Genomic DNA, 26,987 nt, shown 5'->3' with positions numbered 1-26,987 from the left:
TTTTCGTTTGACGAGATAGATTTAAGAAGCTAGTTCTTCTGCTTCAGATGATGTAGCTTGTCGTTTCGTAAAGATAAAGTACAGTAGACCACTTACGAGAACGATTAGACTACAGGATAAGAACATATTCGAATAGCCAATACCGCTTGCAACTGTGGCGAGAATCAAGGCACCGATTCCGAAGCCTGTGTCGTAAGCAAGGAAAAAGGTCGAGATGGCTTTCCCTTTCTGTGCGGGAGGTGCGAAATTCAAGAGAACGGTTTGAAGACCCGGGAAGATAGATGCCGAACCGACACCAATGATGACGGCAGCAGTCAATAAACCGGCAAAAGAAGGATACATGCCGAGAATGACAAAGCCAATCATATAAAGAACAAACGATGGCAATAACACGAATGCGGCACCCCGCTGGTCGAACAGTTTTCCGGCAATTGGTCGAATCCCGACCATTCCAAGAGCAACTAACGCATAAAAATAAGAAGCATATGCCACATGTCCGATCGAGTCCGTATACAGTGAAATGAATGCTGAAGTACTAGAAATTGCAACGCCTGCCAAAAGGGTCGCTACTAACAAAAGTGGACGCGATAAAAAGAGAGACTGGCTTAAACGAAATGCGGATGTGCTTGGAATATGTTGGCTTGTTAGTGGCAAACGCATCATTAACAATAAGGCGATGATGGCTAGGGCAGCAACCGTCACGAAATAAAGAGCAAAGGCTTTTTCTTGAATAAAGGTTAGACCGATGACAGGACCAAGAACGGATGCCAAGTTCATCGATAGTACAAAATATCCCATACCTTCGCCTTGACGTGTTTTTGGGATCAATGTCGTGACAGCGAGACTGATTGAAGAAGACAACATCCCAAAACTAAAACCATGAATGATACGGATGATGATCAAATAGAAGAATGATTCCAGTGGTAGGACGAGCAGGTAACAAATGCTCATCATTGTAAAGAGAGTCGCAGAGATCATCAAGACGCGCTTCAAATCGTAACGATCCAACCAGTGACCAATCAATGGACGAGAACAGACCGTTGCCAGGATGAAGCTAGTCACAATCCATCCGAGTGCTGAAGCAGAGACTGGAAACTGCTTAGCAGCCAGTAAAGGCAGTGAGGCATTGAGTAGGTAAAACGTGATGAAGAGCAATAAATTGATGATCAACGTCATGACGTAATGACGTGAAAATAATCGAGTGGTCATGAGGATTCCTCCTGTCGATGTAGAGTGAGTAAGTGCGTCATCCATTCACCGAGTTGTTGCTGATCGGTAAGGGGGAAGGGGGCAAGTAATCGTTGATGTGTCTCTTGGACAGCAGCGTCGATTTGATCGAACCGTTCGATGGCTAAAGGTGTCAACGAGACGAAGTGTGTTCGTCCTTCTTTCGTTCGATTGATGAATCCGAGTGTCTCAAGACGTGAAACGGTTTTTGTCACAGCTGGTTTTTCGATGATCAAATAATGTGCCAATTGAACTTGTGAAACAGGTTGTAATAACGCAACTGCTTTCAATAGCGCCCATTGACCCGTATGTAAGGAATATGGAGCTAAGGTAGCATCAACTTCTCGTTTGACGAGACGTGATACTTTGGATAGTTGTCCGAGGACATCTTCTTGAGTATAAAGCATATTTATTTCTCCTTTAGTTAACTAGTTAACCTTAAGAGTGTATCAAAGCTGGGTGAGAGGTGCAAGGTGAAAAAACTTCGTGCATGTATTAACAGGAATGAGGTTCTTGAATGAAAAAGATTAAGCAATGCTTGAACGGGGTATGTTCCGTAAAAGGGTATTTGTATAACTTAAAACATCGAGTGCTTGCTCTTACGATAAGTTGACTGGACTATTTGGACATAGAGAGAAGAAGGGAAGAGTACATCATGAATCGACTAGCGAAGCTTCTGACTGAACTATTGCCAATTCCTATAAATGAAGCAATCAATCCATTGATCACGAATATCGCCACCGATTCACGTCAAATCAAACCGAATGGACTGTTTATTTGTATCGACGGTTACACCGTTGATGGTCACGATTATATCAATCAAGCAATCGAAAATGGAGCTGTTGCAATTTTGGCTGAACGGCCGTTTCCCGACTGTCCAGTTCCTATCATCATCGTACCGGATACAAAACGACTTGCAGGTCAAGTCGCGAATCGCTTTTACAACCAACCGAGTCAAAAAATGCGTGTTTATGGTGTAACAGGAACGAACGGAAAAACGACGACAACGAAATTAGCGTACGATCTCTTTCGGGCGACTGGTGTGAAAGCCGGCATGATCAGCACGGTCGGTGCACGGATCGATGAAGAACTCATCGAGACGCCCAATACGACGCCCGAAGCGATCATTCTGCATCGATTATTGTTCGAGATGGTTGAACAAGGTGTGACGGATTGTATTATTGAAGTGTCTTCTCATGCGCTCGCTGAAGGGAGAGTCGAGGGAGTTTCCTTCCATTCGGCAGCCTTTACGAATTTATCGCATGATCATCTTGATTATCATCATTCGATGGAAGAGTACGCCAAGACGAAAGCTTTGTTATTTCAACAAGTTGCTGCGTCAAATGGACAGACCATCGTCTTAAATCGAGAAGACGGTTGGAGTCGTGTCATGCGAGAGGCCGCACCTTTGCAACCAGTTATTTGGTATACGACGCAACCACACCGGACGTCACAAATCGCAGTCGAATGGCTGACCGACACCATCAATGTCCGGATCGATGAGACGACGACACGTGTACCGACAGCTTTACTTGGTGAATTCAATGCGGCGAATTTAGCGGCAGCAATGGGGTTATTGCGGGCAGGCAATGCCAATCTGTATGCACTGATTCGTCATATTCCAGAACTGGAGTTACCGAAAGGACGACTTGAACGACTGGAATGGACTTCTTGCGAAATCTATCTCGATTATGCGCATACCCCAGATGGTCTAGAAAAATGTTTACAGGCACTTACTTATATAGGCGAGTCGCTATCGATTGTCTTGAGTGCAGCTGGAGAGCGTGACCGATCAAAACGAGCGGAGATGGGACGAATCGCAAGTAAATATTGCGAACATATCATAGCAACCGTTCATGATGCGAGATCAGAGGCTCCGAATCAGATCATCGATGAGTTAATTGTTGATGTTCCGAAAGAGCGGTTAATTGGGTGTCACACGTCTCGTCATGAAGCACTCGTACAAGCCGCACATCTCGCACATCGAGGGCAACGCGTCGTCATTGTCGGAAAAGGGCATGATGAGGTGGAACGAATCGGAACTAAAACGATTCCATTTAATGAAAAACATATACTGCTTGCGGAACTAGAACGGCTGTCTGAAGAAGAATCCGTCATTTAAAAACCGACCATTCCGCAAGGGTCATGGTCGGTTTCGTTTCGTAGCTAATTGTTGTGCCTTTTTTGTATTCGCAAAATGAGCTTTCGTCCAGTCACGCAGTTTGTCAGAGCCATAACGTAAAATCAGTGAAGCCGCGACTTGGTCAACCTTGGCGCCAGCACCTTTAGGAATGACGACACCTGTAGACTCACTTAACTTGTCCATTTCCTTGAGAAAAATCGCACGAGCAATGATGGATGAAGCAGCGACGGCGACATGAAGTTGTTCCGCTTTAGTCGAGAAGTAGACATTTTCTCGAACGGGATTCACGACACCAGATAGGTGTTTATAATAGACACTTTTTTCGGCGAACTGATCAATTAAAATCGCTTCTGGTTTCGTCTCCAGTTGGTCAAGAAGCCGCTCGATTACATCATTATGCATCAGGGCAGTCATCTTTCCTTGAGTCATCGTCCGTTGCATCTGATTGTATTCTGGATTATGTAGAATACGATATGTGTACGGAATGACAGCATGGAGATCGCGAGCAATTCGACGAATCTCGATATCGTTCAAATGTTTGGAGTCTCGGACACCGAGTTCGTGAAGAAGTGCGATCTGCTTTCGATCAACAAAGGAAGCGGCGACGACGAGTGGACCGAAGAAATCGCCTTTCCCGACTTCGTCACTACCAACGACGGACCATTCCGAAAAACCGTTCGGTAACGTTGAAACAAGTGGTTCTCTCGACTTAGTCGGCGAAGCCGTACCGAAACGTGTAGCGATAGCTTCGGCTTGCGGTCCTTGAAACATCACTTTTCCAGAATTATAAATCGTGATGACACAACCAGGAATCTTGGCAGCAAAACGGGCATACGGAGGAGACTTCGTCTCGTTCTGTTTGAAGTTCTGTATGACTAAGTCCTGTTTTTCTTTAGATAAGCGTAAAACGGTCGTTCCCATAGGATAACCTCCCTTTCCGGGATTAAGCATACCATCCTTAAGACCGATGGGGGACTTCTTTTCCTAAAACGAAAATGATGGTACTATATGAAAGAAGCAAAGTATGAGGAGGACAGAAAAATGGCTGATTCAGAAGGGTTGAACCGGACGACGATTCATATCGCAGGCAATGATTATACGATTGTCGGAACGGAGTCGCCAGAACACGTACGCGAAGTGGGTCTCCTCGTAGATACGAAGATTCGAGAAATCCGAGAACAAGCACCACAACTCGACGTTCGTCAAATCGCCGTCCTAGCGGCGCTTAATATTGGTAGTGATTATGTAAAAATTAAAAAGAATTTGGGTGAACTATAAACTATGATTTCTATCGTTATCTTATTACTTCTCGCCTTAGGTGTCATGACAGGGGTCCGAAGGGGAGTTGTGTTGCAGGCCGGTCATTTGCTCAGCCTGATCATTTCCTTCATCGTTGCACTGTCGTTCTATGAGGAACTGGCTACGAAATTCCGATTGTGGGTACCATATCCGTCTACACTGGATGATGCGGGAATCGATTTGACGATGTTCGCGATTCCAAGTTCAGCACGACTCGATGAGGTGTTCTACAAAGCCTTTTGGTTCGTCGTCCTGTTCTTCGGTACAAAAATCATCTTATCGATCTTATTGTCGATGTTTGATTCGTTGACGAATGTCCCGATTCTAAAACAAGTCAAAGGGTTGTTAGGTGGCGTCTTTGGTTTCATCGAGATGTATATCTTCATCTTCCTGCTCTTGTTCTTAGCGGCATTCGTTCCAATCCAGTCGATACAGGATGCGATCGCGGACTCGAGTTTAGCAAGCTTCATTATCCAGCACACTCCGCTTCTTGCGAACTGGCTGATGGATCAAGTTGGATTGATAAAATAAACAGGCTCCCACGATTGGGAGCTTTTTTTGAGGGGAGAACTGCACATGCGTACGATTCAAGATGCGATGCGTCATTTGGAACGGATATCGGTCTACCTAGAGGTCAAAGGGGAAAATCCATTTAAGATTAATGCTTTTCGGAAAGCAGCAAGTATTCTCGAAGCGTCCGATGCTGACTTCATGGCGATCAAGGATTTCACGGCGATGAAGGGGATCGGGAAAGGAACGGCTGCTGTTCTAGAGGAATACCGGGAAACGGGAACGAGCACGGCAATGACAGAACTTGAACAAGAAGTGCCAGAAGGATTGATTGCCTTATTGAAGATTCCGGGTCTTGGTGGGAAAAAGCTCGCTAAACTGCATGAAGTCGGCGTCATTGATGCAGATTCCTTTGCAGAGAAATTAGCAGATGGTACAGTCGAAGCGATGCCTGGGTTCGGCAAGAAGACGGTCGAGAAGTACGTTAAAGCACTTGAAACGTTTGAAACACGACCGGAGCGATTACCATATGGTGTCATGCGAAAGATCGTCGCTGAATTGAATCAGACACTTGCATCGTTTGATGCAATCATTCGTTTTGAAGTTGGTGGAAGTTTCCGTCGAGCAGAAGAGACGTGTAAGGATCTTGATTTCATTCTCTCAACGAATGAACCGGAACGAATCAAGGAGCAGCTCCTAGAACTGTCGCTCATCGATGAAGTCATCGCAGCTGGTAGCACGAAAGTATCGCTCATCTTAAAACGAGACGTTCATTATATCGCGGTTGATTTCCGAATCGTGGATGATGCGGCGTATGCATCCACATTACATCACTTTACGGGTTCGAAGGATCACAACGTCCGGATGCGCCAACTCGCAAAAGAGCGAGGAGAGAGTATTTCTGAATATGGTGTCGAGACCGAGCAAGGATTAGTGCAACCGAAGACGGAAGAAGAACTGTTTGCGCGGTATGATTTACCGTTCATCGCGCCTGAATTACGAGCGGGACGACACGAATTCGAGCAAGATTTATCACGTCTCCTAACGGAACAAGATATTCAAGCAGATGTGCACATGCATACGACATGGTCAGATGGTACGTTGTCTGTTGAAGAATTGGTCGATGCCTGTGCCGCACGTGGATATACGTGGATGGCGATCACGGATCATAGTAAATATATGAAATTCGTCAATGGATTGACGGAAGAGCGTTTGCGTGCACAACGTATTGAAATCGAAGCGGCACGCGAGAAACATCCCGATATGACAATTTTATGTGGTGTCGAGATGGATATCTTGCCCGATGGATCACTCGATTATGAAGATGAGTTCTTAAAAGAAATGGACTATGTCATCGCCTCGATCCACTCGAAGTTTGATCAGACGGAAGAAGAGATCATGCAGCGGCTCGAGAATGCTTGTCGTAACCCTTATGTTTCCTTGATTGCTCATCCGACGGGACGAATCATTGGAAGACGAGAAGGATACGCCGTCAATGTCGATCGATTGATCGAACTAGCAGCGGAGACAGGAACAGCGCTTGAGATGAACGCGAACCCAGCACGTTTTGATTTAACGGCAAGTTCGCTTGCGAAAGCGAAAGCTGCCGGCGTGAAGATTTTAATTAATACGGATACACACCGACCAGAAATGTTAGAAGATATGAAACTTGGAGTCCTCCATGCTCGTAAAGCTTATTTGGAGGCGTCTGATGTCATCAATACGTGGTCTGCTGAAGAAGCACTCGAATTCTTCGGTCGAAAACGTTTAGGAGTGGATTAAATGAATGCCAACGCATTACGCGTTTTAGAATATGAGAAGTTAAAAGAAAACATGCTCGCCTTCACGGCTAGTTCACTCGGAGCACAGTTCGTCCGGGCAATGCGTCCGGCGGAAGACTTCGAGCAGGTCAAGGAACTGTTAGCTGTCACGACGGAAGCAACGACGGTCTACCGGTTGCGTGACCGTTATCCGTTCGGTGGATTGACGGACGTCCGAAGTGAAGTCAAACGGGCAGAGATTGGCTCTGTTCTCTCGACGAGTGAACTTCTAGCCGTCGCAGACGTCGTCTACTCGGGACGTCAAGTGAAGGCGTTCCAAGAACGGCTACATGAAGACCATGCGGATCTACGATTACCGCGCCTTGATAGTCGAATCGAGCAAATCACGAAGCTCGTCGAGATCGAACAGGGGATTCGCCATGCCATCGACGATCAAGGGACTGTCCAAGATTCAGCGAGTGATAAATTACGAGCGTTACGCAGTCAGTTACGCTCGCTCGAAGGACAAGTTCGTTCAAAAATCGATAACGTCTTACGCAGTAAAGCGAAGATGCTGTCTGACGCCATCGTGACGATGCGAAACGATCGTTATTGTGTACCGGTCAAACAAGAATATCGTCAAGCGTTCGGCGGAATCGTCCATGATCAGTCCGCTTCTGGAGCAACGTTGTTTATCGAACCGCAAGCTGTCGTCTCTGCGAACAATGAAATTCAAGAAGCGCGTTTGAAAGAACGGGCGGAAATCGAACGAATTCTTGCACAACTATCGGCACTTGTCGGTAGCGTTGGTGATTCGCTACGCATCAATCTGGATGTATTAGCAGAACTTGATTTCATCATGGCAAAAGCATTATACGGTCATCAGATTGGAGCGGTCGAGCCACGCTTGAACGAAAACCGCCATATCATTCTGAAGGAAGCACGACATCCGTTCATCCCGAAAGAGGAGGTCGTACCAATTACCGTATCACTGGGTGGTGATTTTACATCACTCGTCATCACCGGTCCGAACACCGGCGGTAAGACAGTTACCTTAAAGACGATCGGTCTTTTGCAATTGATGGTGCAATCAGGACTATATGTGCCAGCTGCAGATGAGACTGAGCTCAGTGTCTTTGATGCGATTTATGCCGATATCGGGGATGAACAGTCGATTGAACAAAACTTATCGACGTTTAGTTCACACATGACGAACATCGTCTCGATGATGGAAAAAATCGATTTTATGAGTTTGGTACTGTTCGATGAGTTAGGTGCGGGAACGGATCCGACAGAAGGGGCTGCCTTAGCAATCGCGATTCTTGATGAAGTGAAGCGACGCGGAGCACGTGTGGCAGCGACGACGCACTATTCAGAATTAAAAGCGTACGGCTATAACCGAGAAGGGGTCGTCAATGCGTCGATGGAATTCGATGTCGAATCACTCAGTCCAACCTATCGCTTACTCATCGGTGTACCTGGACGCTCGAATGCGTTCGAGATTTCAAAACGTCTTGGACTCGAAGACCGGATCATCGACGCGGCACGTGGTCAGATCGGTAGCGACGCACAGTCTGTCGAGACGATGATCGAACGATTAGAAGAAGCGAAACAGCGGGCTGAAACGTTAGAGGCACAGTTGTTAGAAGAGAAAAAACGACTTGTCGAAGAGAGAGAGCAGTTCGAGCAAGAACAAGCTGAAATCCAGGAAGAGAAAAACGAAATTCTGGCAAAAGCGGAAGAAAAAGCAGCACGTGCGGTCGAACGCGCTCAAAAAGAAGCAGAAAGCGTCATCAAACGTCTGAAGGAATTACGAGACGCTGGTGCCGTCAAAGAGCATGAACTGATTGAGGCGCGGAAGCGACTCGAAGACGCGAAGCCGAGTCTGCAAGAGAAGCGGATAGCTAAAGTAAAAGCAAAATACGACCAAACGCCGCGATTCGATAAAGGCGAAGAAGTTAAAGTCACGACCTTCAATCAAAAAGGCTACATTATCAACCAACAGGCGAACGGCGAGTATACCGTCCAAGTCGGCATCATGAAGGTGAACGTCAAACCGGAAGATCTCGCGAAGGTTGGCAGTACACCAAAACGTCCACAAACGAAAGGGCGCTCTGGTGGAACGAGTGTGACGAAACAATCGACACCTTCGGCTGAACTGGATTTACGTGGCGTGCGTGTCGAAGAAGGGTTGTCGAAGCTCGAACGCTTCATGGACCAAGCCTTGTTATCGAACTACGACCACATCCGTGTCATTCATGGCTTGGGTACGGGAGCGATGCGACAAGGTGTCCAAGAATTCTTGAAAGGTCATCGTCACGTCAAAGGTCACCGGTTAGGTGGTCAAGGTGAAGGCGGACACGGTGTGACGATCATCGAACTGAAATGAGGAAAGCAAGATGAACATTTTTGAGAACGTCTATGTCTATACGACAGCGCTCTATTCGGTCGCGGGATTACTGATCATTTTGGGGCTTGCACTTTTTGAGTTGACAACCCGGTATAAAAACTGGGAACATATCAAGAGTGGCAACATCGCCGTTGCGTTAGCAACAGGTGGAAAAATCATCGGACTCGCCAATATCGTTCATTTCGCTGTTCAAGGGGAAGAACGGGTCGGGTCGATATTTCTTGAAAGTGCCTTTGGCTTCTTATTGTTGATATCGACATACTGGATCTTTGAATTCCTGACACCGAATTTGCCGGTAGACCGTGAAATCGAGAATGGCAACATTGCTGTCGGTATCATTTCATGCGCTTTATCGATCGGCATGTCCTACGTCATCGGATCAGCGTTAGTGGGGTGAATCCGTGTTAGAACGTTTAGCGAAAATCATGTTCGGGGTTTCGATCGCCTTTTTGGTTGTCGGTATCCTCTGGATTGTATTTAATTAAAAGAACCGGTCTTACCGTGTGATCATTCCGTACTGACATCGTTTCAGTACGGAATTTTTATTGAGCCACGCCTAATCAAAAAAGGAGGAACGCATATGAACGTACGAAAAACATCAACAACGACAGAAACGAGACGCCGTGCTTTTGAGGCGATGCAATTGATTTCTTGGAAGGACATCTTCTGGGTTATCATCGGGTCGTCGATTCTCGCCTTTGGAATCAACTACTTTACGATTCCAAATGATCTCTCAGAAGGTGGATTGATTGGGATCACGGTCATTTTCTACTATCTTTACGGTTGGGATACGGGACTAGTCTCCTTGCTTGCGAACGCTTTGCTGTTCGTTGTCGGTTATCGATTCCTTAGCCGGAAGACGATGCTTTACTCAGTCATCTCAGTCGCCGTCACATCGTTTGTCCTCTCTTCGACAGCAAACCTTGCGACATCATCGGATAGCCGTTTGATTGGTACGGTCTATGCGGGTATTTTGATTGGTGTCGGAATCGGACTCGTCATTCGTGCGGGAGGAACGACGGGAGGTGGTGTCATTATCGCTCGACTGATGAATAAATACTTGAATCTCAGTATCGCAGTCTCGATGTTCATCATCGATGTCGCTGTTGTCGGTGCGTCAGGTTTTCTATTTGGAGAAGAGACGATGCTGTACACGTTAATTGCGATTATCATCGGTTCGTATTTGATTGATCTCGTCAGCGAAGGATTGAATGTCCGCGAAGCGGTCACGATCATTAGCCATCGCCAAGAAGAAATCGCGACGATCCTGACGGAGACGCTCGGACGTAGCGCAACTGTCATCCACAGTCATGGTCATTTCACGAAACAAAAGAATGACATGTTGTATATGATCGTCGATAAACGACAACTGGCACCGTTGAAACAAATCGTCGAAGCAGCGGATCCCCGCGCCTTCGTCGTCATTCATAAAGTGCGCGAAGTCATCGGAGAAGGATTCACATATCCCTCCCGGTAATATGGATTCAAAAGTAGTGCTTCCCTTTTTCGGAAATCGAGAAAGGGAGGTGCTGTTTTTTTAGTATCAAAATTTTGATTGAAAAAACCAAAAAAACAAGCAGATTCAATTTCTTTTTTTGGATTTTACTGGCATGTCGAATTCAAATCAACGTATAATGAAAATGAATAGTAATTCATTATCAGGGAGGGAAACGTATGGAATCCGTTTGGTTATCTGATTATCCAAAGCAAGTACCCGTATCGATTGATTACCGAGAAATACCTCTTTATCAGGCACTTGATGAGGCAGCGACTGATTTTCCAGAACAACGTGCCTTAAGTTTCTTGGGGAAACGTATGACTTTTCGTGAAGTGTGCGACGAAGCACATGCACTCGGAAGTTTACTTCAAGAGCACGGCCTTAAAAAAGGAGATCGCGTCGGACTGATGTTACCGAACTGTCCACAATATATGATCAGTTATTATGCTGTCCTCTATGCTGGTGGAATCGTAGTGCAGGTGAATCCGCTCTATACGGACCGTGAACTCGAACAGATCCTCATCGATTCAGGTGCGCATCTGCTCGTGACCCTCGACCTACTTTATCCGAAAGCATCTCGCGTCAAAGCGGCGACGGCACTCAAAACGGTCGTGACGACAAGCATCGCAGATTACCTTCCCTTCCCTAAAAATAAACTGTATCCCATTAAAGCACGGAAAGATAACAACATCATCATCGATACGACGGGTTCGATTCCATTTTTATCGCTACGTGGTTATGAACCGATTACACCGATTGCGATTCAACCGAAAGAAGATGTCGCGGTTCTTCAATATACGGGTGGAACGACAGGTGCTCCCAAAGGTGTCATGCTGACGCACTATAACCTGAGTGCGAATGTCGAGCAAATCGACAAATGGTTTTATAAATATGAGCGGGGAGATGGACGGAAACTGTTAGCTGTCGTTCCGTATTTCCATGTCTATGGCATGACATGTAACCTCAATTTCGGTATTTTTAATGCCTATGAGCAAATCATCGTTCCAAAATTCGACATCGAACAAGTATTGAAAATGATTCATAAGGAAAAACCCAATCTGTTTCCTGGTGCACCGACGATGTATGTTGGTCTGTTGAACCATCCGAAGCTAAAGAAATATGATCTGTCTTCAATCGAAGCTTGTATTTCAGGTTCAGCTCCACTGCCGGTCGAAGTCCAGGAAAAATTCGAAGCATTAACGGGCGGACGAATCGTTGAAGGATATGGTTTGTCTGAGACGAGTCCGGTGACGCATACGAACTGTATCTGGGATCGCCGGATTCCTGGAACGGTTGGTATTCCGGTACCCGATACGCAAGCGAAAATCGTCCAAGCGGATGGAGAGACACCCGCAACTCCTGGTGAGATCGGTGAGATCATCGTCACAGGTCCGCAAGTCATGAAAGGATACTGGAAACGACCAGAAGAGACGCAAGCTGTTCTTCGAAACGGTTGGTTGCACACGGGAGACCTTGGCTATATCGGCGAAGATCATTACTTCCGGATCGTTGATCGGAAAAAGGATTTAATCATTGCTTCTGGATTTAATATTTATCCACGTGAAGTCGAAGAAATCTTGTACGAGCATCCGGCCGTCAAGGAAGCCGTCGTCATCGGTGTTCCGGATGCCTATCGTGGAGAGACCGTTAAGGCGTTCATCGTCGTCAAAAATGAGATGACGGTCACAGAAGAAGAGCTTGATCAATTCTGTCGTAAACAGTTAGCGTCATTTAAAGTGCCAAAGCAGTACGAATTCCGACAAGAGTTACCGAAGACGTTCGTCGGGAAGATTCTCCGCCGTGTTCTTGTTGAAGAAGAACGTGCCAAACAACTCGAAGAAAGCAGTTGACAGGACAAAATGGCATGATAGAATAAATATGAATGAACCATCATTCATTTTATGCGTTAGGAGATAGTGGAATGAAACGAACAATGTCAAAGAGTGACCGCATCATTGATGCCGCCGTAAAAGTCATCGCTAAAAACGGCTACCATGGAGCGAAGGTGACCGCCATCGCAAAGGAAGCCGGTGTTGCGGATGGAACGATCTATCTGTACTTCAAGAATAAAGAACATCTGCTGATTTCGCTATTCCAAGCGAAAATGGGAAGCTTCATCGAATATTCCGAAGGACAAATCGCGAATCACACGTCAGCGACAGAACAATTGGCCGCATTGATCGAAGCACATCTTGAGCAATTATCCGCCGATTATGATTTGGCTGTCGTCACGCAAATCGAGCTACGTCAATCCAATCAAGACATGCGCCAAAACATTGCCGCCGTCTTGAAACCGTACCTGCATCTGATTGACCGTGTCATCAAGCACGGGATGACGACAGGCGAGTTTTCAAACGAACTCGATTATCGATTAGCACGTCAGATGATCTTCGGAACAATCGATGAGGTCGTGACGAGCTGGATGGCAAGTGGATTCAAATATGAGTTGCTTGAGACACGCGACGGGATCCATCGGATGTTGATCAAAGGGCTGAGTTAAGCCCTTTTCATGACAACAGTTATGTAAGCGGATACAAAGGATGATGGTGAATAGACGATAAGGGGGAGCATGAGATGGAAATCTATGTACTTTTGAAACGCACATTTGATACGGAAGAAGCAATCCAACTCGAAAATGGTCAAATCGATGAGGATGGGGCTGAGTTTATCATTAACCCATATGATGAATATGCGGTAGAAGAGGCGATTCGTGTCCGTGATGCACAAGGGGGAACGGTGACGGTCGTGACGGTCGGTCCGGAAGACGCGGACAAAGAATTACGAACAGCACTCGCAATGGGAGCGGATCAAGCAGTACGCATCTCGATTGAGGATGACATCGAAGAGGCGGATCATTTCACGATTTCTGAGGTACTTGCTAGTTATTTAAAGGAACAGACAGTCGATCTTATCATCGCTGGAAACGTCGCAGTTGATGGCGGAAGTGGTCAAGTGGCACCACGCGTCGCAGAATTGCTCGATATTCCTTACGTGACGACGATCACGAAACTCGAACTCGACGGCACGAAGGCTGTCGTGACACGTGACGCTGAAGGGGATACAGAAACGATTGAAACAACACTTCCGTTACTCGTGACTGCGCAGCAAGGACTGAATGAGCCGCGCTATCCAAGTCTTCCGGGGATCATGAAAGCGAAAAAGAAGCCGCTTGAAGAACTCGAACTCGATGATCTCGAACTCGATGAAGATGAACTCGCACCACGTTTAGAGACGATTGAACGTTTCTTACCACCGAACAAAGCAGCCGGTAAGATTCTCGAAGGTGAACTAAACGAGCAAGTCGCACAGCTCGCATCATTATTACGCAACGAAGCAAAAGTGGTCTAAGGGGGAGAAACGAATGACAAAAGCATTAGTACTCGCAGAATCACGGGATGGCAGTTTACGGAATGTGTCGTTTGAGGCTATCGCAGCAGCGCGACGTGTCGCAGATGAAGTCATCGCAGTCCTGATTGGACACGATGTCGCTAAGGATGCCGACGCATTAGCGTCACGCGGAGCGGATCAAGTCCTCGTCGTCGAGGATGAGCGTCTTCTACACTACACGCCAGACGGTTATGGACAAGTCTTCCTTGAGTTGATGAACCGGACGTCACCTGACGTGCTCGTCTTCGGTCATACGTCGCTCGGCAAGGATTTATCACCGAAGATCGCGGCAAAACTGCAAGCCGGTCTAATCAGTGATGTGACGGCGATTGAAGGGGAAGGCGCGGAAGCAACTTTCATCCGACCGATCTATTCAGGGAAAGCATTCGAGAAAGTCAAAGTCGCAGAAGGCAAGACACTCTTTACGGTCCGTCCGAATAACATCGATCCGCTCGAAACGGGGAGTTCACAAGGAACCGTTGAGTCGGTCAAGGTCGAACTGAAGGATTTACGGACGATCGTCGCAGACATCGTACGTAAAGCAACAGGTGGTGTTGATTTATCAGAGGCAAAAGTCATCGTTGCGGGTGGACGCGGTGTCAAAAGCTCAGACGGCTTCGCACCGTTACAAGAACTGGCGGATGTCCTCGGAGGAGCAGTTGGTGCTTCGCGTGGTGCTTGTGATGCAGACTACTGCGATTATGCACTTCAAATCGGTCAGACGGGGAAAGTCGTTACACCAGACTTGTATATCGCGTGCGGGATCTCGGGTGCGATTCAACACTTAGCGGGGATGTCGAATGCAAAAGTGATCGTTGCGATCAATAAGGATCCAGAAGCGAATATCTTCTCTGTCGCGGACTACGGGATCGTCGGAGATTTGTTCGACGTCGTGCCGTTATTGACAGCTGAATTCAAAAAAATGCTTGTTCACGGATGAGTGAATGTACCGGTGCCATGCAGATGGTACCGGTTATTTTTTACGAATTCTTCACGTGAGCAGTTTCGTTTGTTGGAAGAGACTGCTATGATATACTCGAATCAATAAAGAGATCACCCATTTTTTTACCGGGTTGATCTACTCATTAGGAGGTTATAATCAATGGCAATCGTACACGCAACTAGCCAATCATTTAAAGAAGAAACACAAGAAGGACTCGTCCTTGTTGATTTTTGGGCAACATGGTGTGGACCATGTCGTATGCTCGCACCAGTTCTTGAAGAACTCGATGCTGACATGCAAGATGTAAAAATCGTCAAAGTTGACGTGGATGCAAACCCAGAAGTAGCTGGAGCATTCCAAGTTCAAAGTATCCCGACACTCGTTCTCTTCAAAGATGGACAACCTGTCAACAAAACAATGGGCTTCATGCCAAAAGACGCACTTAAAGAATTCGTTGAAACATCTAACTAATTCTTTCCTGCATATCAAAACAGACCGTTCTGCACAGGCAGAACGGTCTGTTTTTTTAGATTACATTGGCGTACAAAGTTCGATGAGGTGACCATCCGGATCAAGCACGTACGCAACGACTTGCCCCCATGGTTTTTCAACAGGCGCGAGTACGGTCTTGTATCCGGCAGCTTCCACCTTTTGAAAAAGCGTAGGGACGTCGTCCGTGACGAAACCAATCTCTAACGTCTGCTGCGCTTTTCCGCTTGGGATCGTGTAATCCGGAATCAACTGTTGCACGTCTTCACGAGTATTGAAGGCAAGTGTTGTCTGACCGGTCTCGAACTCAATGTAGCTTCCGTGCTCCGCTTTGACGGATAAGCCAAGAACGTCTCGATAGAATGTCAGCGTCCGTACAGTGTCTTCAACGTATAAAATCGTATAGCCGTATTGAATCATCAAAAAGCCTCCTGTCAATCCTCGAATAACGAAGCAATGTCTGAAGCAGGTGTCGGGTAAGCAAATCCAGTCTGTTGCATCGAAGTACTAGGAATCCGGTGTTGCATCGCAAACGAGAAATAGTTTGCGAGTTCCGCCGCATTGACACCAATGAAGTGTGCGCCTAGTACTTGATCATCTTCCCCGACGAGCACTTTCGCCCGAGCAAAATTATCCTTGATGCGTGCGTTCGTTTGCCAAGAGGACGTATCAATCAAGCGACCACGGTACGGAATACCTGCTTTTTTTAAGGCAACTTCCGTTTCACCGACGAGGGCAAGGTTCGGCGCAGTGAATACGACGCTAGGTACAGGGAGCAGTTCCAGTTTCCGGTTATTCCCTTCGAGCATGTTATCGGCAGCGAGTCGTCCTTCGGTTCCAGCAAACGGCGTCAACGCGGGATTCCCGCTGACAGCGACATCTCCTGCGGCATAGATATGTTCGACAGAAGACTGCAGGTACGCATTGACATGGATTCCTTTTTCATTATGGGAAACACCGATTTCTTCAAGTCCGAGTTGATCGATACTTGCGACACGTCCAGTCGCATTCAAGACGACGTCCGTCTTCAACACGTCACCGTTCGATAAACGAAGTGATTCCTCTTCGTAAGCGACGACCTCTGCTTCTTTGATGATCGAGATGCCAAGTGCTCGCGTAGCATCGAGTAAGACATCGACGAGTTCACTCTCGAATTGTTTTAAGGGGTTAGAACGTAAGACGATCGTGACGTCTGCACCAGCAATCCGAGCAAGATGCGCGAACTCGAACGAGATGTACCCGCCACCAATACAGACGAGTCGACGTGGGAGGTCTTTTAGTTCCAAAAACTCATTACTCGTTATAAAACGTTCACTACCGGGTACAGATAACTCGCGAGGGCGTAAACCAGTTGCGATCAGAATTTGTTTCCCTTCGATTTCTTCTTCACCAATCTGGAGACGGTGTGAAGAGACGAAGCGGGGTTCGCCGTGGAAATAGTCGATGTCCGTTTCCTCGTATCGTTTTCGTGTTTGTTCCGGAATGGCGCGCGTATATTCATTCTTGCGCTCCATCAACTGACGCCAATCGATTGAAATTAATCCCTTTACGCCATATCCGAGCAAGCGCTCGACCGCATCCTTCGTCTCACTACCCGTCAGCAGGATTTTTTTAGCGTCACACCCACGTTGGGCACATGTGCCCCCTGGCGTGAAATTTTCAACGATGGCAACACGTAGTCCTTTTTCAGCAAATTTATAAGCCGCTTGATTTCCAGCGGAACCTGTTCCAATCACGATGCAATCATATGTACGCATTTTTCATCCTCCGTATGTCATAATCAATGTATGGTATTTACCCGAACGAATAAAACTAAAAACGGTGAAAGGAGACATTTATTTGGGACATCAAGAACATATCAAAGCGAAATTATCCCTTTTGCCTGATGAGCCGGGATGTTATCTACACAAAAATGAATTTGGTGAAGTCATTTATGTCGGAAAAGCAAAAAATCTCAAGAACCGTGTCCGTTCCTATTTCACAGGAGCACATGATATCAAGACGGAACGCCTCGTTGCGGAAGTTCGTGATTTTGAATACATTATTACAGCGAGTGAACTAGAAGCGTTGTTGCTTGAGATGACGCTTATTAAGAAACATGATCCGAAGTACAATATCATGTTGAAGGATGACAAATCCTATCCTTACCTGAAGATTACGAATGAGACATATCCGCGCTTGATTACGACGCGTAAGTTGAAGAAGGATGGCGGACATTATTTTGGTCCTTACCCGAATGCATATGCAGCGAACGAAACGAAACGTCTGTTAGATCGTTTATATCCGCTACGCAAATGCCAGCCGATGCCGAAGAAGCTCTGTCTGTATTACCATATCGGTCAGTGTCTCGGTCCATGCGAAATCCCGAATCTCGAGTCGGAACAAAAAGCGCTCGTTTCGGAAATTCGACGTTTTTTGTCCGGAGACACGAAGGAACTCGTCGAAAGCTTGAAGCACAAGATGGCGGAAGCAGCTGAGACGATGGAATTCGAGCGTGCCGGAGAATTACGGGATCAGGTCCGAGCCATTGAGTCGATCATGAACAAGCAAAACATGATTACAGCAGATTTGACATCACGCGATGTATTCGGGATCCACGTTGATAAAGGCTGGATGTGTGTCCAAGTCTTCTTCCTCCGTGGCGGAAAAATGATTGAACGTGATGTCTCGCTTTTCCCGATCTACGGGACACCAGCAGAGGAACTCGAAAGTTTCATCGTCCAGTTCTATGAGAAGAACATCAAACCAAGTGAACTGTATGTACCACCACTCGTTAACCAACTTCTGCTCAAAGAGGCGCTCTCGATCAAAATTCATGTTCCGGTCCGAGGATCAAAACGGAAATTACTTGATTTAGCAACGAAAAATGCTGAAAATGCGATTTCGGAACGCTTCGAATTGTTAGCAAAAGATGAGAAACGGACCGTTCAAGCAGTCGAAGAACTCGCCGATGCGATTGATGTTCATCCACTATCACGGATCGAGATCATCGATAATGCGAACATTCAAGGAGCGGACGCCGTTTCGGCACTCGTCGTCTTTGAAGACGGTAAGCCACTTAAAAAGGAATACCGAAAATTCAAGATTCGAACAGTCCAAGGACCGGACGACTATGAGTCGATGCGTGAAATCGTTCGTCGGCGTTATCGACGCTTGTTACTTGAGGGAGCGCGCCTTCCGGACCTCGTCCTGATTGACGGAGGAGTCGGACAGTTGAATGCTGCTTTAGAAGTCATTCAAGATGAACTCGGCCTATCCCTGCCAGTCGGCTCATTAAAAAAAGATGACAAACACCGGACGAGTCAGTTGTTGTTTGGAGAAGATGCGCGATTGATCGAACTCAGCCCTCGTTCAAGTGCATTTTATTTACTTCAGCGTATGCAAGATGAGGTCCACCGATTCGCGATCACATTCCACCGCTCGCTTCGCTCGAAAGGGATGACCCGTTCCTTGCTCGATGAGATACCAGGAGTCGGACCAAAACGACGCCAACAGCTGATCCGTCATTTCGGGTCGATGCGTAGTCTAAGACGTGCGACGATCGAACAGTTGGCTGAGGCAGGATTGCCTGTGAAATTAGCGGAAACCGTTGCTGAGTATTTAAGCCAAGCGAATGAAGAATGAACAAAAGCCGTCCTCGTGAAGAGAACGGCTTTTGTTATGGCATTAGTTGTTGATGTACTTCTCGTAGTACGAACCGAAATCACGCTGGTTCCACTGATGGTAGTGACCTTGAAGCCAATCGAAGGATTGTTCAGACAACTCCTTGAATGTTTGCGGAACGTTCATGTCGCCTTGGCGAAGACCACCGAGAATCGTGACCGAATGATTTAATGAGCTATTCGCGAACTCGAGCATCTTTTGTCCTTCGTATTGTTTTTCAGCGATGGCAAGTAATGTCTTATACAGATCCTTTACATGCTCCAGTTGTTTTTTATCAACGTCGATCGAATAATGTTTGCCACCGATCTCGAACTTGATCTCGACATCGAGGTCGACTGTTCCGGCCGTTTCGAACATGACGTGGCGAATTGGATAATGTGCATATGGATAGCGGTAGAGTACACGTTTTGAACTGACAGCACTTTCTCCATCAAGGTGAATCAAGGCTAAGTTCGTAAAGCAATACTCGTCAGATTTGGACTTGATCAAGAAATAGATTTTTTCGCCGTCTTCATGTAAAACATAATCGTCAGCGGCTGCCTTGTCGAAATCATCAGGATGAATGACTTGTCCGATATCACTGAATCCCGTTAAATCTGCTGCTAGTTTTTTGAACATGTAAAGTTCCTCCTCGCAATTTGTGTACGCATGATTTTACGATCACTTGCTACAAAAAGTTTCATGGATCTATTTCGATGTTGAAAATAAAGATTCCTGTCACATTCTATGTAAAGTTCAACCGATTGGTTCGAGCGGATCTTTTGGATCGATTTGGACCGTGATTTGAACAAACTCTTTACTTGTCTCAGCATATCCTTCCGCAACACATCCATTAAAACGAGAAAACTGTTCAGCGAGGAAACCGGCTTCGAGTTGAAAGTAGCCTTGTGGCCGTTCATCTCTCGTCGTATCAGGAGGAGACAGTACGAACGAGATGACCGTTCCTTTACGTTTCTTGATTTCGAGCATTCCCCAACCGGCTTGTTCAAAGAATGAGGCCAATTCAGATTCATCCACGACAGGGAATTGACGCGCGAGACGTTTACCTGCCCAGTAGATGACTTGCCGATAATCCGACCCTAGAAGATCGGTTAACACATAATCCCGGATCAGTTCGATTCCGAAAAGTGGTGTTTGGTTTGGTGTAACATCCATCATGATTCACTCCTATCTGCCAACCATTATACCGAGATGATTCTAGCAGGTCATTGTTTTCCTGAAAAAATTTGCAGTTAAATGCAACGGCTCGGGTTGTCTTCTAAAAAGGACAGGAGTAGAATAAGTGATGAAAAGACGAATTTCCTTATGAAAGCGCTTTTCTACCAAAATGCGCCAACGGTTGATTGGCAAACAAAAGGGGGGATTTGGATGGCGAATCATCGTGATTTCGTGAGTCGTAAAATACACTCACTGCTCGGCGTCATTCCAATCGGGTTATTTTTACTTTCGCACTTAACGACGAACTACTTCATCGTACGTGGTGAGGAAGACTTCAATAAGGCCGCGGAATTTGTGGGGAGCGTTCCGTATCGATTGTTCTTAGAGATCTTTGTCATCTTCATTCCAATCATCTTGCATGGTGTCTACGGTGTTTACATCGCATTCACGGGTTCTGCGAACGCGGGACGATATACATATTTCCGGAACTGGATGTATGTCTTGCAACGGTTTAGCGGAGTGTTCCTCGTCGTGTTCATCACATGGCACGTTTGGGAGACTCGGATTGCCGCTGCGATGGGAACAGAAGTTGATGCGAGCATGATGCAGAACATCGTCGATAACGGATTCATGTTAGCGTTCTATATCGTCGGGATCTTGGCAACGACATTCCACCTCGCGAACGGACTCTGGACGTTCTGTATTACTTGGGGAATCACGCAGTCACCAGCATCTCAACGGGCGATGTCTTACGTGGCAGCACTCGTATTCATCGGTTTATCGTTTGTAGGCGTACGCTCGATCTTAACGTTTGCAGGCGTGTTGTAAGGAAAGGGGAACTGACAACATGGCGAACAAGAATCTTGTCATCATTGGCGGAGGGCTTGCCGGTCTGATGGCTACGATAAAAGCAGCAGAGCAAGGCGTACCAGTTAAGTTATTCTCACTCGTACCCGTCAAACGCTCACACTCTGTTTGTGCACAAGGTGGCATCAACGGAGCAGTCAATACGAAAGGGGAAGGGGATTCACCATACCAACATTTCGATGACACGGTATACGGTGGAGACTTCCTCGCAAATCAACCACCTGTTCAAAAAATGGCGGAAGCAGCACCGAAGATCATCCATATGTTTGACCGCATGGGTGTCATGTTCAACCGGACACCGGAAGGGTTACTCGACTTCCGACGCTTCGGAGGAACGTTGCATCACCGGACGGCATACGCTGGAGCGACGACGGGGCAACAGTTATTGTACGCATTAGATGAACAGGTTCGTAAGTTCGAAGCGCAAGGTTTGGTAGAAAAATATGAAGGATGGGAATTCCTTCGTGCCATCATCGATGACAATGGCATCTGTCGTGGAGCGGTTTGTCAAAACCTCCGGACGATGGAAATCGAGGCATTTGCCGCGGATTCTGTCATCCTCGCGACAGGTGGTCCTGGGGTCATCTTCGGAAAATCGACGAACTCGGTTATCAACACAGGACAAGCGGCAGCAGCTGTCTATCGTCAAGGTGCGATCTATGCGAACGGTGAGTTCATCCAGATTCACCCGACAGCGATTCCTGGGGATGATAAATTACGTCTCATGAGTGAATCAGCACGTGGTGAGGGCGGTCGCGTCTGGACGTATAAAGACGGTAAACCTTGGTACTTCCTTGAAGAGAAATATCCGGCATACGGAAACCTTGTCCCACGAGATATCGCGACACGCGAGATTTTTGACGTCTGTGTCAATCAAAAACTCGGTGTCAACGGGGAGAACATGGTCTATCTTGATCTATCACATAAAGACGCAAAAGAACTCGACGTCAAACTCGGTGGGATCCTTGAAATCTATGAAAAGTTCGTCGGTGATGATCCACGAAAAGTACCGATGAAAATTTTCCCGGCTGTTCACTATTCAATGGGTGGACTATGGGTCGACTACGATCAGATGACGAATATTCCTGGACTATTCGCAGCAGGCGAATGTGATTATTCGATGCACGGAGGAAACCGTCTCGGAGCGAATTCACTTCTTTCTGCGGTATATGGTGGAATGGTCGCTGGACCGTCAGCGATCGCGTATATGAATGAACTTGAGACATCGGTTCATGAGATGAGCGAAGACGTCGTCGAAGCGCATAAAATCGAAGAAATCAATCGTTTTAACGATATCTTATCGATGGAAGGTACAGAAAACGCGTATCAGATCCACCGTGAACTTGGAGAAATCATGACGGATAATGTCACGGTCGTCCGTTATAACAATAAGCTCGAAGAGACACTCACGAAAATCAAGGAACTTCGTGATCGGTTCACGCGCATTTCGGCAACGGACACAGCGCGTTGGAGTAACCAAGGAGCGTCGTTCATCCGTCAGCTCGACCACATGCTCGACCTAGCCGAAGCAATTACGCTCGGTGCCTTAAAACGTGACGAGAGTCGCGGGGCGCACTACAAACCGGACTTCCCGGAACGTAATGATGAACAGTTCTTGAAGACAACGATGGCTCGTTATACGAATGGTCATCCAGAAATCTTCTATGAAGATGTCGACACGTCGCTGATTCCACCGCGGAAACGCGACTACAGTAAGAAGTCGAAGAAAGAGGTGAAAGCATAATGGCGACACCACTCGAATCATCTACTACGCAAAAATCGGTTCAATTCATCGTTCAACGTCAAGATGGACCTGATGGTAAACCGTATGATGAAGCGTTTGAAATTCCGTACCGTCCGAACATGAACGTCATCTCTGCTTTAATGGAGATTCGTCGTAATCCTGTGAATGCAGCCGGTGAAAAAACGACACCGATCAACTGGGATATGGGTTGTCTAGAAGAAGTATGTGGCGCTTGTTCCATGGTCATCAACGGTACACCACGTCAATCGTGTACGGCACTCGTCGATAAACTCGAACAACCGATCCGCCTTCAACCGATGCAGACATTCCCGATCGTTCGTGACCTTCAAGTCGACCGTCAGCGCATGTTTGATGCGTTGAAAAAGGTTAAAGCATGGGTTCCGATCGATGGAACGTACGACTTAGGTCCAGGACCACGGATGCCAGAGAACAAACGTCAATGGGCGTATGAGTTATCGAAATGTATGACATGTGGCGTATGTCTCGAAGCATGTCCGAACGTCAACGATCGTTCGACGTTCATCGGACCAGCATCGATCTCGCAAGTTCGTCTATTCAACTCGCATCCAACAGGTGCCTTCCATAAGGAAGAACGTCTTGAAGCCTTGATGGAAGATGGCGGGATCATGCAGTGCGGTAATGCTCAAAACTGTGTCGAGGTTTGTCCGAAAGGCATTCCGCTGACGACTTCGATCGCAGCGATGAACCGTCAGACGACACTTCACTCATTCAAGAAGTTTTTCGGTAGTGACGAAGGACGGACAGGTGAAGCAGTTAGTTCATAAGTTATTAAAGAAGGAGCTTGCTCCTTCTTTTTTCATTCAGACAGGAGGAACCGATTGTGCGCGTACCAGCTTATATTCCAGAACTCGAATCATGGCTTGAACAAATGAAACATGGAACACGACTCGACGTCGCTGTTCGTTTTGCAGAGACTGATGCCTATGGTCATATGAATAACCGGGTACCTTTCGTCTATTTCGAGGACGTTCGGACATTGATGTTAGAGGAGACCGGATACTCGCTTGCAGAAGACGGGATCATCGTCGTTGCGGATGCCCAGTGTAATTACATTCGCCAAGTGTATCCACGGACGCGTCTCGCCGTCTATGCGTACCCAGTACATGTCGGAAGTGCATCGTGTGACGTCCATTATGCGGCATTTGATGAGCAGGGTGAACTGATGTTCACAGGACGGACATCGATGGTACAAATCAATCGTGCCGGGAAAGCCTTCCCATGGAGTGAGGCATATAAAAATTCCTTGCAGAATCGATTCGAATCCGTTATCATTTGATAATGAGTTCACATATTCGAAAACGACTCACTAGTACGTTATTAGTGAAGGGAGATTTCTTAATCATGGAAAAAACATTCAAAGTCATCGCGGATTCAGGCATTCACGCTCGTCCCGCTACTCAGCTCGTCAACACAGCTTCTAAATTCCAATCAGACATCAACTTGGAATACAACGGAAAGACTGTCAACTTGAAGTCAATCATGGGTGTTCTTTCACTCGGAATCGCGAAAGATTCAGATATCAAAATCGTTGCAAACGGTGACGATGCTTCTGAAGCAATCACGACTCTTTCAGATATGCTGACTAGCGAAGGTCTTGCTCAGTAATCCTGTAATCGTACATTCTCGGACGCCGGTCTTGCACCGTCGTCCTTTTTTGTTACCATAAGATTGAGAGAAAGAGGTGGAGAAGAGTGAATCGAGCGATTGGAGTACTGGATTCCGGAGTCGGTGGATTGACGGTCGCACGTGAATTGATGCGACAGTTGCCCCATGAGCGAATCATCTATGTCGGGGATACACTACGTTGTCCGTATGGTCCACGTCCAGAAGAAGAGATTCGTGAGTTTACGTGGGAGATGATTGATTATCTCGTACAACAAGATGTGAAATTGATCGTGATCGCCTGTAATACAGCTACGGCTGTCGTCTTAAAAGAAGCGCGAGAACGTTTAAATATACCTGTCATCGGTGTCATCGATCCGGGTGCCCGTGCAGCAGTCAAGGTGACACGTACGAAACGAATCGGTGTCATCGGAACAAAAATGACGATTACAAGTAATTCCTACGAAAAGGCGTTACGACATGTCGAAGGACAAGTCGTCGTTGAATCGTTAGCGTGCCCGCCATTCGTTCCGCTCGTCGAGTCGATGCAGACGGATGGCGCATACGTCGAACGTGTCGTTGCGAATACGCTACGACCTTTAATGAATTACGATATGGATACACTAATACTCGGGTGCACCCATTATCCGCTCTTAGCAGATGTCATTGGACGGGTCATCGGACCAGGCGTTCAACTCATCTCTTCAGGGGATGAAACCGCACTCGAAGTAGCAGCACTACTTGACTACAACACGATTTCAGCAGATGTGACACAAACACCAGAACATCGTTATTACGCGACAGGCGATATCCGCTCATTCGACCAAATTGCAACGGACTGGCTCGATCAGCCCATTCATGCGGAGCGCATCGTCCTTGGAACGGAGGAAGATTAAATGCGGACAGACCAACGAACGGCGGACGATCTCCGTCCAGTACAGTTATCGGTTGATATCAATAAACACGCGGAAGGTTCGATTTTGATTGAACTGGGTGATACGAAAGTCCTCTGCACGGCGACCGTCGAGGAAAGGGTACCACCATTTCTACGTGGAAAACGCCAAGGCTGGATCAATGCGGAATATTCGATGTTACCGCGGGCAACCGCTCAGCGGACTGCACGAGAAGCCGTTCGCGGCAAACAGACGGGCCGGACGATGGAAATCCAACGTCTCATTAGCCGATCGCTTCGGGCGGTCGTCGATTTAGAAAAACTTGGTGAACGGACGATCTGGATCGATTGTGACGTCATTCAAGCTGATGGCGGAACACGAACAGCATCGATCACCGGTGGATTTTTAGCACTCGTTCGAGCTATCGATCAACTGATTCAAGCGGGAAAACTGACCGATACACCAATCAAAGAGGGCATCGCCGCCATCTCAGTTGGAATCGTCGAATCGAATGTCTTACTTGATTTATGCTACGAAGAGGATGCTGCAGCTGAAGTCGACTTCAATCTCGTCATGACCTCATCCGGTAAAATCGTCGAGATGCAAGCAACAGGAGAAGAGTCGACCTTTTCCCGTCAAGAGATGCTCGAAATGCTCGAACTTGGGGAAAAAGGTATTAAGGAACTGATTGAAGCCGGTCGCGAGGCACTCGGTGTTTCGTGGTGGTATGTAGGAGAAGAAGTGGGGGAACATAAATGAAAGTCATCGTCGCAACACATAACGCTGGTAAAGTGAAGGAACTCGAAAGCATGCTTGGGCGTCTCGGCTATACAGTCGAGTCGTTACTCGATCATGCGGATGCTCCAGAGACGGATGAGACAGGTGAAACATTCGAGGAGAATGCACTCTTAAAAGCAACAGAAGCAGCAGCCTACTTTGGTCACGCAGTACTTGCTGACGATTCAGGTCTTGAAGTCGATGCTTTAGATGGCGCTCCAGGTGTCTACTCGGCACGCTTCGCGGGTCTTGAAAAGTCGGATGCAGCGAACAACGCTCTACTACTTGAAAAGTTAGAAGGTGTTCCGGAAGAGGAGCGGACGGCACGCTTCGTTTGTGTACTCGCGCTAGCAAAACCAACAGGCGAAACATTGACGGTACGCGGAACAATGGAAGGGCGAATCGGTTTTGAAGCAACGGGATCGAACGGTTTCGGTTATGACCCATTGTTCGTCACGGCAAGTGGACAAACAGCTGCTGAGTTGACGAAAGAAGAAAAAGCGATGATCAGTCATCGTGGCAATGCATTGCGCAAGCTCGAACAGGACTTAACTACTTTCCTAGGAGTGTGATGA

28 protein-coding genes are annotated in these 26,987 nt (G+C 47.0%); 21 read left to right on the top strand and 7 right to left on the bottom strand.

All coding sequences use genetic code 11. The features are described 5' to 3' along the window. Positions 1–21: 21 nt before the first annotated feature. Positions 22–1,209 carry an MFS transporter gene (locus ACN9MT_RS11495; protein ID WP_426272213.1) on the bottom strand — a complete coding sequence of 396 codons (1,188 nt, stop codon included), beginning with the start codon at positions 1,207–1,209 and terminating at the stop codon, positions 22–24. Next, positions 1,206–1,634, bottom strand: a complete 429-nt coding sequence (locus tag ACN9MT_RS11490) for a MarR family winged helix-turn-helix transcriptional regulator (protein WP_426272212.1) — start codon at positions 1,632–1,634, stop codon at positions 1,206–1,208. Before ACN9MT_RS11490 ends, ACN9MT_RS11495 begins: the two co-directional genes overlap by 4 nt. 248 nt (positions 1,635–1,882) lie before the next feature. On the opposite strand from ACN9MT_RS11490, the gene ACN9MT_RS11485 reads away from it, so the two are divergent. Then, positions 1,883–3,349, top strand: coding sequence for a UDP-N-acetylmuramoyl-L-alanyl-D-glutamate--2,6-diaminopimelate ligase (locus ACN9MT_RS11485; RefSeq protein ID WP_426272211.1), 1,467 nt, complete (start codon positions 1,883–1,885; stop codon positions 3,347–3,349). 21 nt (positions 3,350–3,370) lie between these two features. Here the strand turns inward: ACN9MT_RS11485 and rnhC are convergent, their stop codons facing one another. Next, a complete protein-coding gene (gene rnhC / locus ACN9MT_RS11480) occupies positions 3,371–4,291 on the bottom strand; it encodes a ribonuclease HIII (RefSeq protein WP_426272210.1) in 921 nt (306 codons plus the stop codon). Positions 4,292–4,411: 120 nt separating this feature from the next. On the opposite strand from rnhC, the gene zapA reads away from it, so the two are divergent. The 11 genes from zapA (at position 4,412) to trxA (ending at position 15,648) form a co-directional block, all read left to right on the top strand. Further along, positions 4,412–4,648, top strand: coding sequence for a cell division protein ZapA (gene zapA / locus ACN9MT_RS11475; RefSeq protein WP_029342308.1), 237 nt, complete (start codon positions 4,412–4,414; stop codon positions 4,646–4,648). A gap of 3 nt (positions 4,649–4,651) precedes the next feature. Further along, a complete protein-coding gene (locus ACN9MT_RS11470) occupies positions 4,652–5,200 on the top strand; it encodes a CvpA family protein (RefSeq protein ID WP_426272209.1) in 549 nt (182 codons plus the stop codon). Positions 5,201–5,245: 45 nt separating this feature from the next. Next, positions 5,246–6,961: a DNA polymerase/3'-5' exonuclease PolX gene (gene polX, locus ACN9MT_RS11465; protein ID WP_426272208.1), complete on the top strand. Its 1,716-nt coding sequence runs from the start codon at positions 5,246–5,248 to the stop codon at positions 6,959–6,961. Further along, positions 6,962–9,328, top strand: coding sequence for an endonuclease MutS2 (locus tag ACN9MT_RS11460; RefSeq protein WP_426272207.1), 2,367 nt, complete (start codon positions 6,962–6,964; stop codon positions 9,326–9,328). It abuts the gene before it with no gap. Between the two features lie 10 nt (positions 9,329–9,338). Continuing rightward, positions 9,339–9,746, top strand: coding sequence for a DUF350 domain-containing protein (locus ACN9MT_RS11455; RefSeq protein ID WP_023469001.1), 408 nt, complete (start codon positions 9,339–9,341; stop codon positions 9,744–9,746). A gap of 183 nt (positions 9,747–9,929) precedes the next feature. Beyond that, positions 9,930–10,826, top strand: coding sequence for a YitT family protein (locus ACN9MT_RS11450; protein ID WP_035406360.1), 897 nt, complete (start codon positions 9,930–9,932; stop codon positions 10,824–10,826). A 197-nt stretch (positions 10,827–11,023) separates the two neighbouring features. After that, positions 11,024–12,697 (top strand): long-chain-fatty-acid--CoA ligase, encoded by a 1,674-nt coding sequence (locus ACN9MT_RS11445; RefSeq protein ID WP_426272206.1) that lies wholly within the window; start codon positions 11,024–11,026, stop codon positions 12,695–12,697. Positions 12,698–12,768: 71 nt separating this feature from the next. Further along, the gene (locus ACN9MT_RS11440) at positions 12,769–13,347 is read left to right on the top strand and encodes a TetR/AcrR family transcriptional regulator (RefSeq protein WP_426272205.1); all 579 of its coding nucleotides are present in this window, start codon (positions 12,769–12,771) and stop codon (positions 13,345–13,347) included. A 74-nt stretch (positions 13,348–13,421) separates the two neighbouring features. After that, the gene (locus tag ACN9MT_RS11435; protein WP_426272204.1) at positions 13,422–14,195 is read left to right on the top strand and encodes an electron transfer flavoprotein subunit beta/FixA family protein; all 774 of its coding nucleotides are present in this window, start codon (positions 13,422–13,424) and stop codon (positions 14,193–14,195) included. A 13-nt stretch (positions 14,196–14,208) separates the two neighbouring features. Then, the gene (locus ACN9MT_RS11430) at positions 14,209–15,174 is read left to right on the top strand and encodes an electron transfer flavoprotein subunit alpha/FixB family protein (protein WP_426272203.1); all 966 of its coding nucleotides are present in this window, start codon (positions 14,209–14,211) and stop codon (positions 15,172–15,174) included. Positions 15,175–15,336: 162 nt separating this feature from the next. Beyond that, positions 15,337–15,648 carry a thioredoxin gene (trxA, locus tag ACN9MT_RS11425; RefSeq protein WP_023468994.1) on the top strand — a complete coding sequence of 104 codons (312 nt, stop codon included), beginning with the start codon at positions 15,337–15,339 and terminating at the stop codon, positions 15,646–15,648. 60 nt (positions 15,649–15,708) lie between these two features. Here the strand turns inward: trxA and ACN9MT_RS11420 are convergent, their stop codons facing one another. Further along, positions 15,709–16,089, bottom strand: coding sequence for a VOC family protein (locus ACN9MT_RS11420; RefSeq protein ID WP_426272202.1), 381 nt, complete (start codon positions 16,087–16,089; stop codon positions 15,709–15,711). A gap of 11 nt (positions 16,090–16,100) precedes the next feature. Beyond that, positions 16,101–17,423, bottom strand: a complete 1,323-nt coding sequence (locus ACN9MT_RS11415; RefSeq protein ID WP_426272201.1) for a dihydrolipoyl dehydrogenase family protein — start codon at positions 17,421–17,423, stop codon at positions 16,101–16,103. Positions 17,424–17,505: 82 nt separating this feature from the next. Between ACN9MT_RS11415 and uvrC the strand changes: the two genes are divergently transcribed. Further along, entirely contained in the window at positions 17,506–19,290 is a 1,785-nt protein-coding gene (gene uvrC, locus ACN9MT_RS11410) for an excinuclease ABC subunit UvrC (RefSeq protein WP_426272200.1), read from the top strand. 42 nt (positions 19,291–19,332) lie between these two features. Here uvrC and ACN9MT_RS11405 read toward each other — a convergent pair whose 3' ends face one another. Together ACN9MT_RS11405 and ACN9MT_RS11400 are read right to left on the bottom strand one after the other, a co-directional pair. Next, complete coding sequence (locus ACN9MT_RS11405) at positions 19,333–19,947, bottom strand: PH domain-containing protein (protein ID WP_058703870.1); 615 nt, start codon at positions 19,945–19,947, stop codon at positions 19,333–19,335. A gap of 117 nt (positions 19,948–20,064) precedes the next feature. Then, positions 20,065–20,487, bottom strand: a complete 423-nt coding sequence (locus ACN9MT_RS11400) for a YslB family protein (protein ID WP_426272199.1) — start codon at positions 20,485–20,487, stop codon at positions 20,065–20,067. 210 nt (positions 20,488–20,697) lie between these two features. Here ACN9MT_RS11400 and ACN9MT_RS11395 point away from each other — a divergent pair, with 210 nt between their 5' ends. From ACN9MT_RS11395 to ACN9MT_RS11360, 8 genes are all read left to right on the top strand, one after another. Further along, the gene (locus tag ACN9MT_RS11395) at positions 20,698–21,315 is read left to right on the top strand and encodes a succinate dehydrogenase cytochrome b558 subunit (RefSeq protein WP_214852958.1); all 618 of its coding nucleotides are present in this window, start codon (positions 20,698–20,700) and stop codon (positions 21,313–21,315) included. Positions 21,316–21,334: 19 nt separating this feature from the next. Next, positions 21,335–23,098: a succinate dehydrogenase flavoprotein subunit gene (sdhA, locus tag ACN9MT_RS11390; protein ID WP_426272198.1), complete on the top strand. Its 1,764-nt coding sequence runs from the start codon at positions 21,335–21,337 to the stop codon at positions 23,096–23,098. Then, entirely contained in the window at positions 23,098–23,904 is an 807-nt protein-coding gene (gene sdhB / locus ACN9MT_RS11385) for a succinate dehydrogenase iron-sulfur subunit (protein ID WP_023468986.1), read from the top strand. The genes sdhA and sdhB overlap by 1 nt, the downstream gene beginning before the upstream one ends. Before the next feature lie 56 nt (positions 23,905–23,960). Next, positions 23,961–24,416, top strand: coding sequence for an acyl-CoA thioesterase (locus ACN9MT_RS11380; RefSeq protein ID WP_426272197.1), 456 nt, complete (start codon positions 23,961–23,963; stop codon positions 24,414–24,416). 65 nt (positions 24,417–24,481) lie between these two features. Next, positions 24,482–24,745 (top strand): phosphocarrier protein HPr, encoded by a 264-nt coding sequence (locus ACN9MT_RS11375; protein WP_012371023.1) that lies wholly within the window; start codon positions 24,482–24,484, stop codon positions 24,743–24,745. Positions 24,746–24,831: 86 nt separating this feature from the next. Then, positions 24,832–25,638: a glutamate racemase gene (gene racE / locus ACN9MT_RS11370; protein ID WP_035406391.1), complete on the top strand. Its 807-nt coding sequence runs from the start codon at positions 24,832–24,834 to the stop codon at positions 25,636–25,638. After that, on the top strand, positions 25,639–26,394 hold the full coding sequence (gene rph, locus ACN9MT_RS11365) for a ribonuclease PH (protein WP_426272196.1): 756 nt from the start codon (positions 25,639–25,641) through the stop codon (positions 26,392–26,394). Then, positions 26,391–26,984 carry an XTP/dITP diphosphatase gene (locus tag ACN9MT_RS11360; RefSeq protein ID WP_426272195.1) on the top strand — a complete coding sequence of 198 codons (594 nt, stop codon included), beginning with the start codon at positions 26,391–26,393 and terminating at the stop codon, positions 26,982–26,984. Before rph ends, ACN9MT_RS11360 begins: the two co-directional genes overlap by 4 nt. The last annotated feature ends 3 nt before the right edge of the window (positions 26,985–26,987 follow it).

It is taken from the genome of Exiguobacterium sp. R-17 (assembly GCF_049913315.1).
Lineage (GTDB): Bacteria > Bacillota > Bacilli > Exiguobacteriales > Exiguobacteriaceae > Exiguobacterium_A.
Note: the sequence above shows the minus strand (reverse complement) of the source record. Positions and strands in the feature narration are given on the sequence as shown.

Excerpts from the sequence above, each read along its gene's own strand:
- ACN9MT_RS11495 (WP_426272213.1), bottom strand. The coding sequence starts at position 1,209 with ATGACCACTCGATTATTTTCACGTCATTACGTCATGACGTTGATCATC.
- ACN9MT_RS11490 (WP_426272212.1), bottom strand. The coding sequence starts at position 1,634 with ATGCTTTATACTCAAGAAGATGTCCTCGGACAACTATCCAAAGTATCA.
- ACN9MT_RS11485 (WP_426272211.1), top strand. The coding sequence starts at position 1,883 with ATGAATCGACTAGCGAAGCTTCTGACTGAACTATTGCCAATTCCTATA.
- rnhC (WP_426272210.1), bottom strand. The coding sequence starts at position 4,291 with ATGGGAACGACCGTTTTACGCTTATCTAAAGAAAAACAGGACTTAGTC.
- zapA (WP_029342308.1), top strand. The coding sequence starts at position 4,412 with ATGGCTGATTCAGAAGGGTTGAACCGGACGACGATTCATATCGCAGGC.
- ACN9MT_RS11470 (WP_426272209.1), top strand. The coding sequence starts at position 4,652 with ATGATTTCTATCGTTATCTTATTACTTCTCGCCTTAGGTGTCATGACA.
- polX (WP_426272208.1), top strand. The coding sequence starts at position 5,246 with ATGCGTACGATTCAAGATGCGATGCGTCATTTGGAACGGATATCGGTC.
- ACN9MT_RS11460 (WP_426272207.1), top strand. The coding sequence starts at position 6,962 with ATGAATGCCAACGCATTACGCGTTTTAGAATATGAGAAGTTAAAAGAA.
- ACN9MT_RS11455 (WP_023469001.1), top strand. The coding sequence starts at position 9,339 with ATGAACATTTTTGAGAACGTCTATGTCTATACGACAGCGCTCTATTCG.
- ACN9MT_RS11450 (WP_035406360.1), top strand. The coding sequence starts at position 9,930 with ATGAACGTACGAAAAACATCAACAACGACAGAAACGAGACGCCGTGCT.
- ACN9MT_RS11445 (WP_426272206.1), top strand. The coding sequence starts at position 11,024 with ATGGAATCCGTTTGGTTATCTGATTATCCAAAGCAAGTACCCGTATCG.
- ACN9MT_RS11440 (WP_426272205.1), top strand. The coding sequence starts at position 12,769 with ATGAAACGAACAATGTCAAAGAGTGACCGCATCATTGATGCCGCCGTA.
- ACN9MT_RS11435 (WP_426272204.1), top strand. The coding sequence starts at position 13,422 with ATGGAAATCTATGTACTTTTGAAACGCACATTTGATACGGAAGAAGCA.
- ACN9MT_RS11430 (WP_426272203.1), top strand. The coding sequence starts at position 14,209 with ATGACAAAAGCATTAGTACTCGCAGAATCACGGGATGGCAGTTTACGG.
- trxA (WP_023468994.1), top strand. The coding sequence starts at position 15,337 with ATGGCAATCGTACACGCAACTAGCCAATCATTTAAAGAAGAAACACAA.
- ACN9MT_RS11415 (WP_426272201.1), bottom strand. The coding sequence starts at position 17,423 with ATGCGTACATATGATTGCATCGTGATTGGAACAGGTTCCGCTGGAAAT.
- ACN9MT_RS11405 (WP_058703870.1), bottom strand. The coding sequence starts at position 19,947 with ATGTTCAAAAAACTAGCAGCAGATTTAACGGGATTCAGTGATATCGGA.
- ACN9MT_RS11400 (WP_426272199.1), bottom strand. The coding sequence starts at position 20,487 with ATGATGGATGTTACACCAAACCAAACACCACTTTTCGGAATCGAACTG.
- ACN9MT_RS11395 (WP_214852958.1), top strand. The coding sequence starts at position 20,698 with ATGGCGAATCATCGTGATTTCGTGAGTCGTAAAATACACTCACTGCTC.
- sdhA (WP_426272198.1), top strand. The coding sequence starts at position 21,335 with ATGGCGAACAAGAATCTTGTCATCATTGGCGGAGGGCTTGCCGGTCTG.
- sdhB (WP_023468986.1), top strand. The coding sequence starts at position 23,098 with ATGGCGACACCACTCGAATCATCTACTACGCAAAAATCGGTTCAATTC.
- ACN9MT_RS11375 (WP_012371023.1), top strand. The coding sequence starts at position 24,482 with ATGGAAAAAACATTCAAAGTCATCGCGGATTCAGGCATTCACGCTCGT.
- rph (WP_426272196.1), top strand. The coding sequence starts at position 25,639 with ATGCGGACAGACCAACGAACGGCGGACGATCTCCGTCCAGTACAGTTA.
- ACN9MT_RS11360 (WP_426272195.1), top strand. The coding sequence starts at position 26,391 with ATGAAAGTCATCGTCGCAACACATAACGCTGGTAAAGTGAAGGAACTC.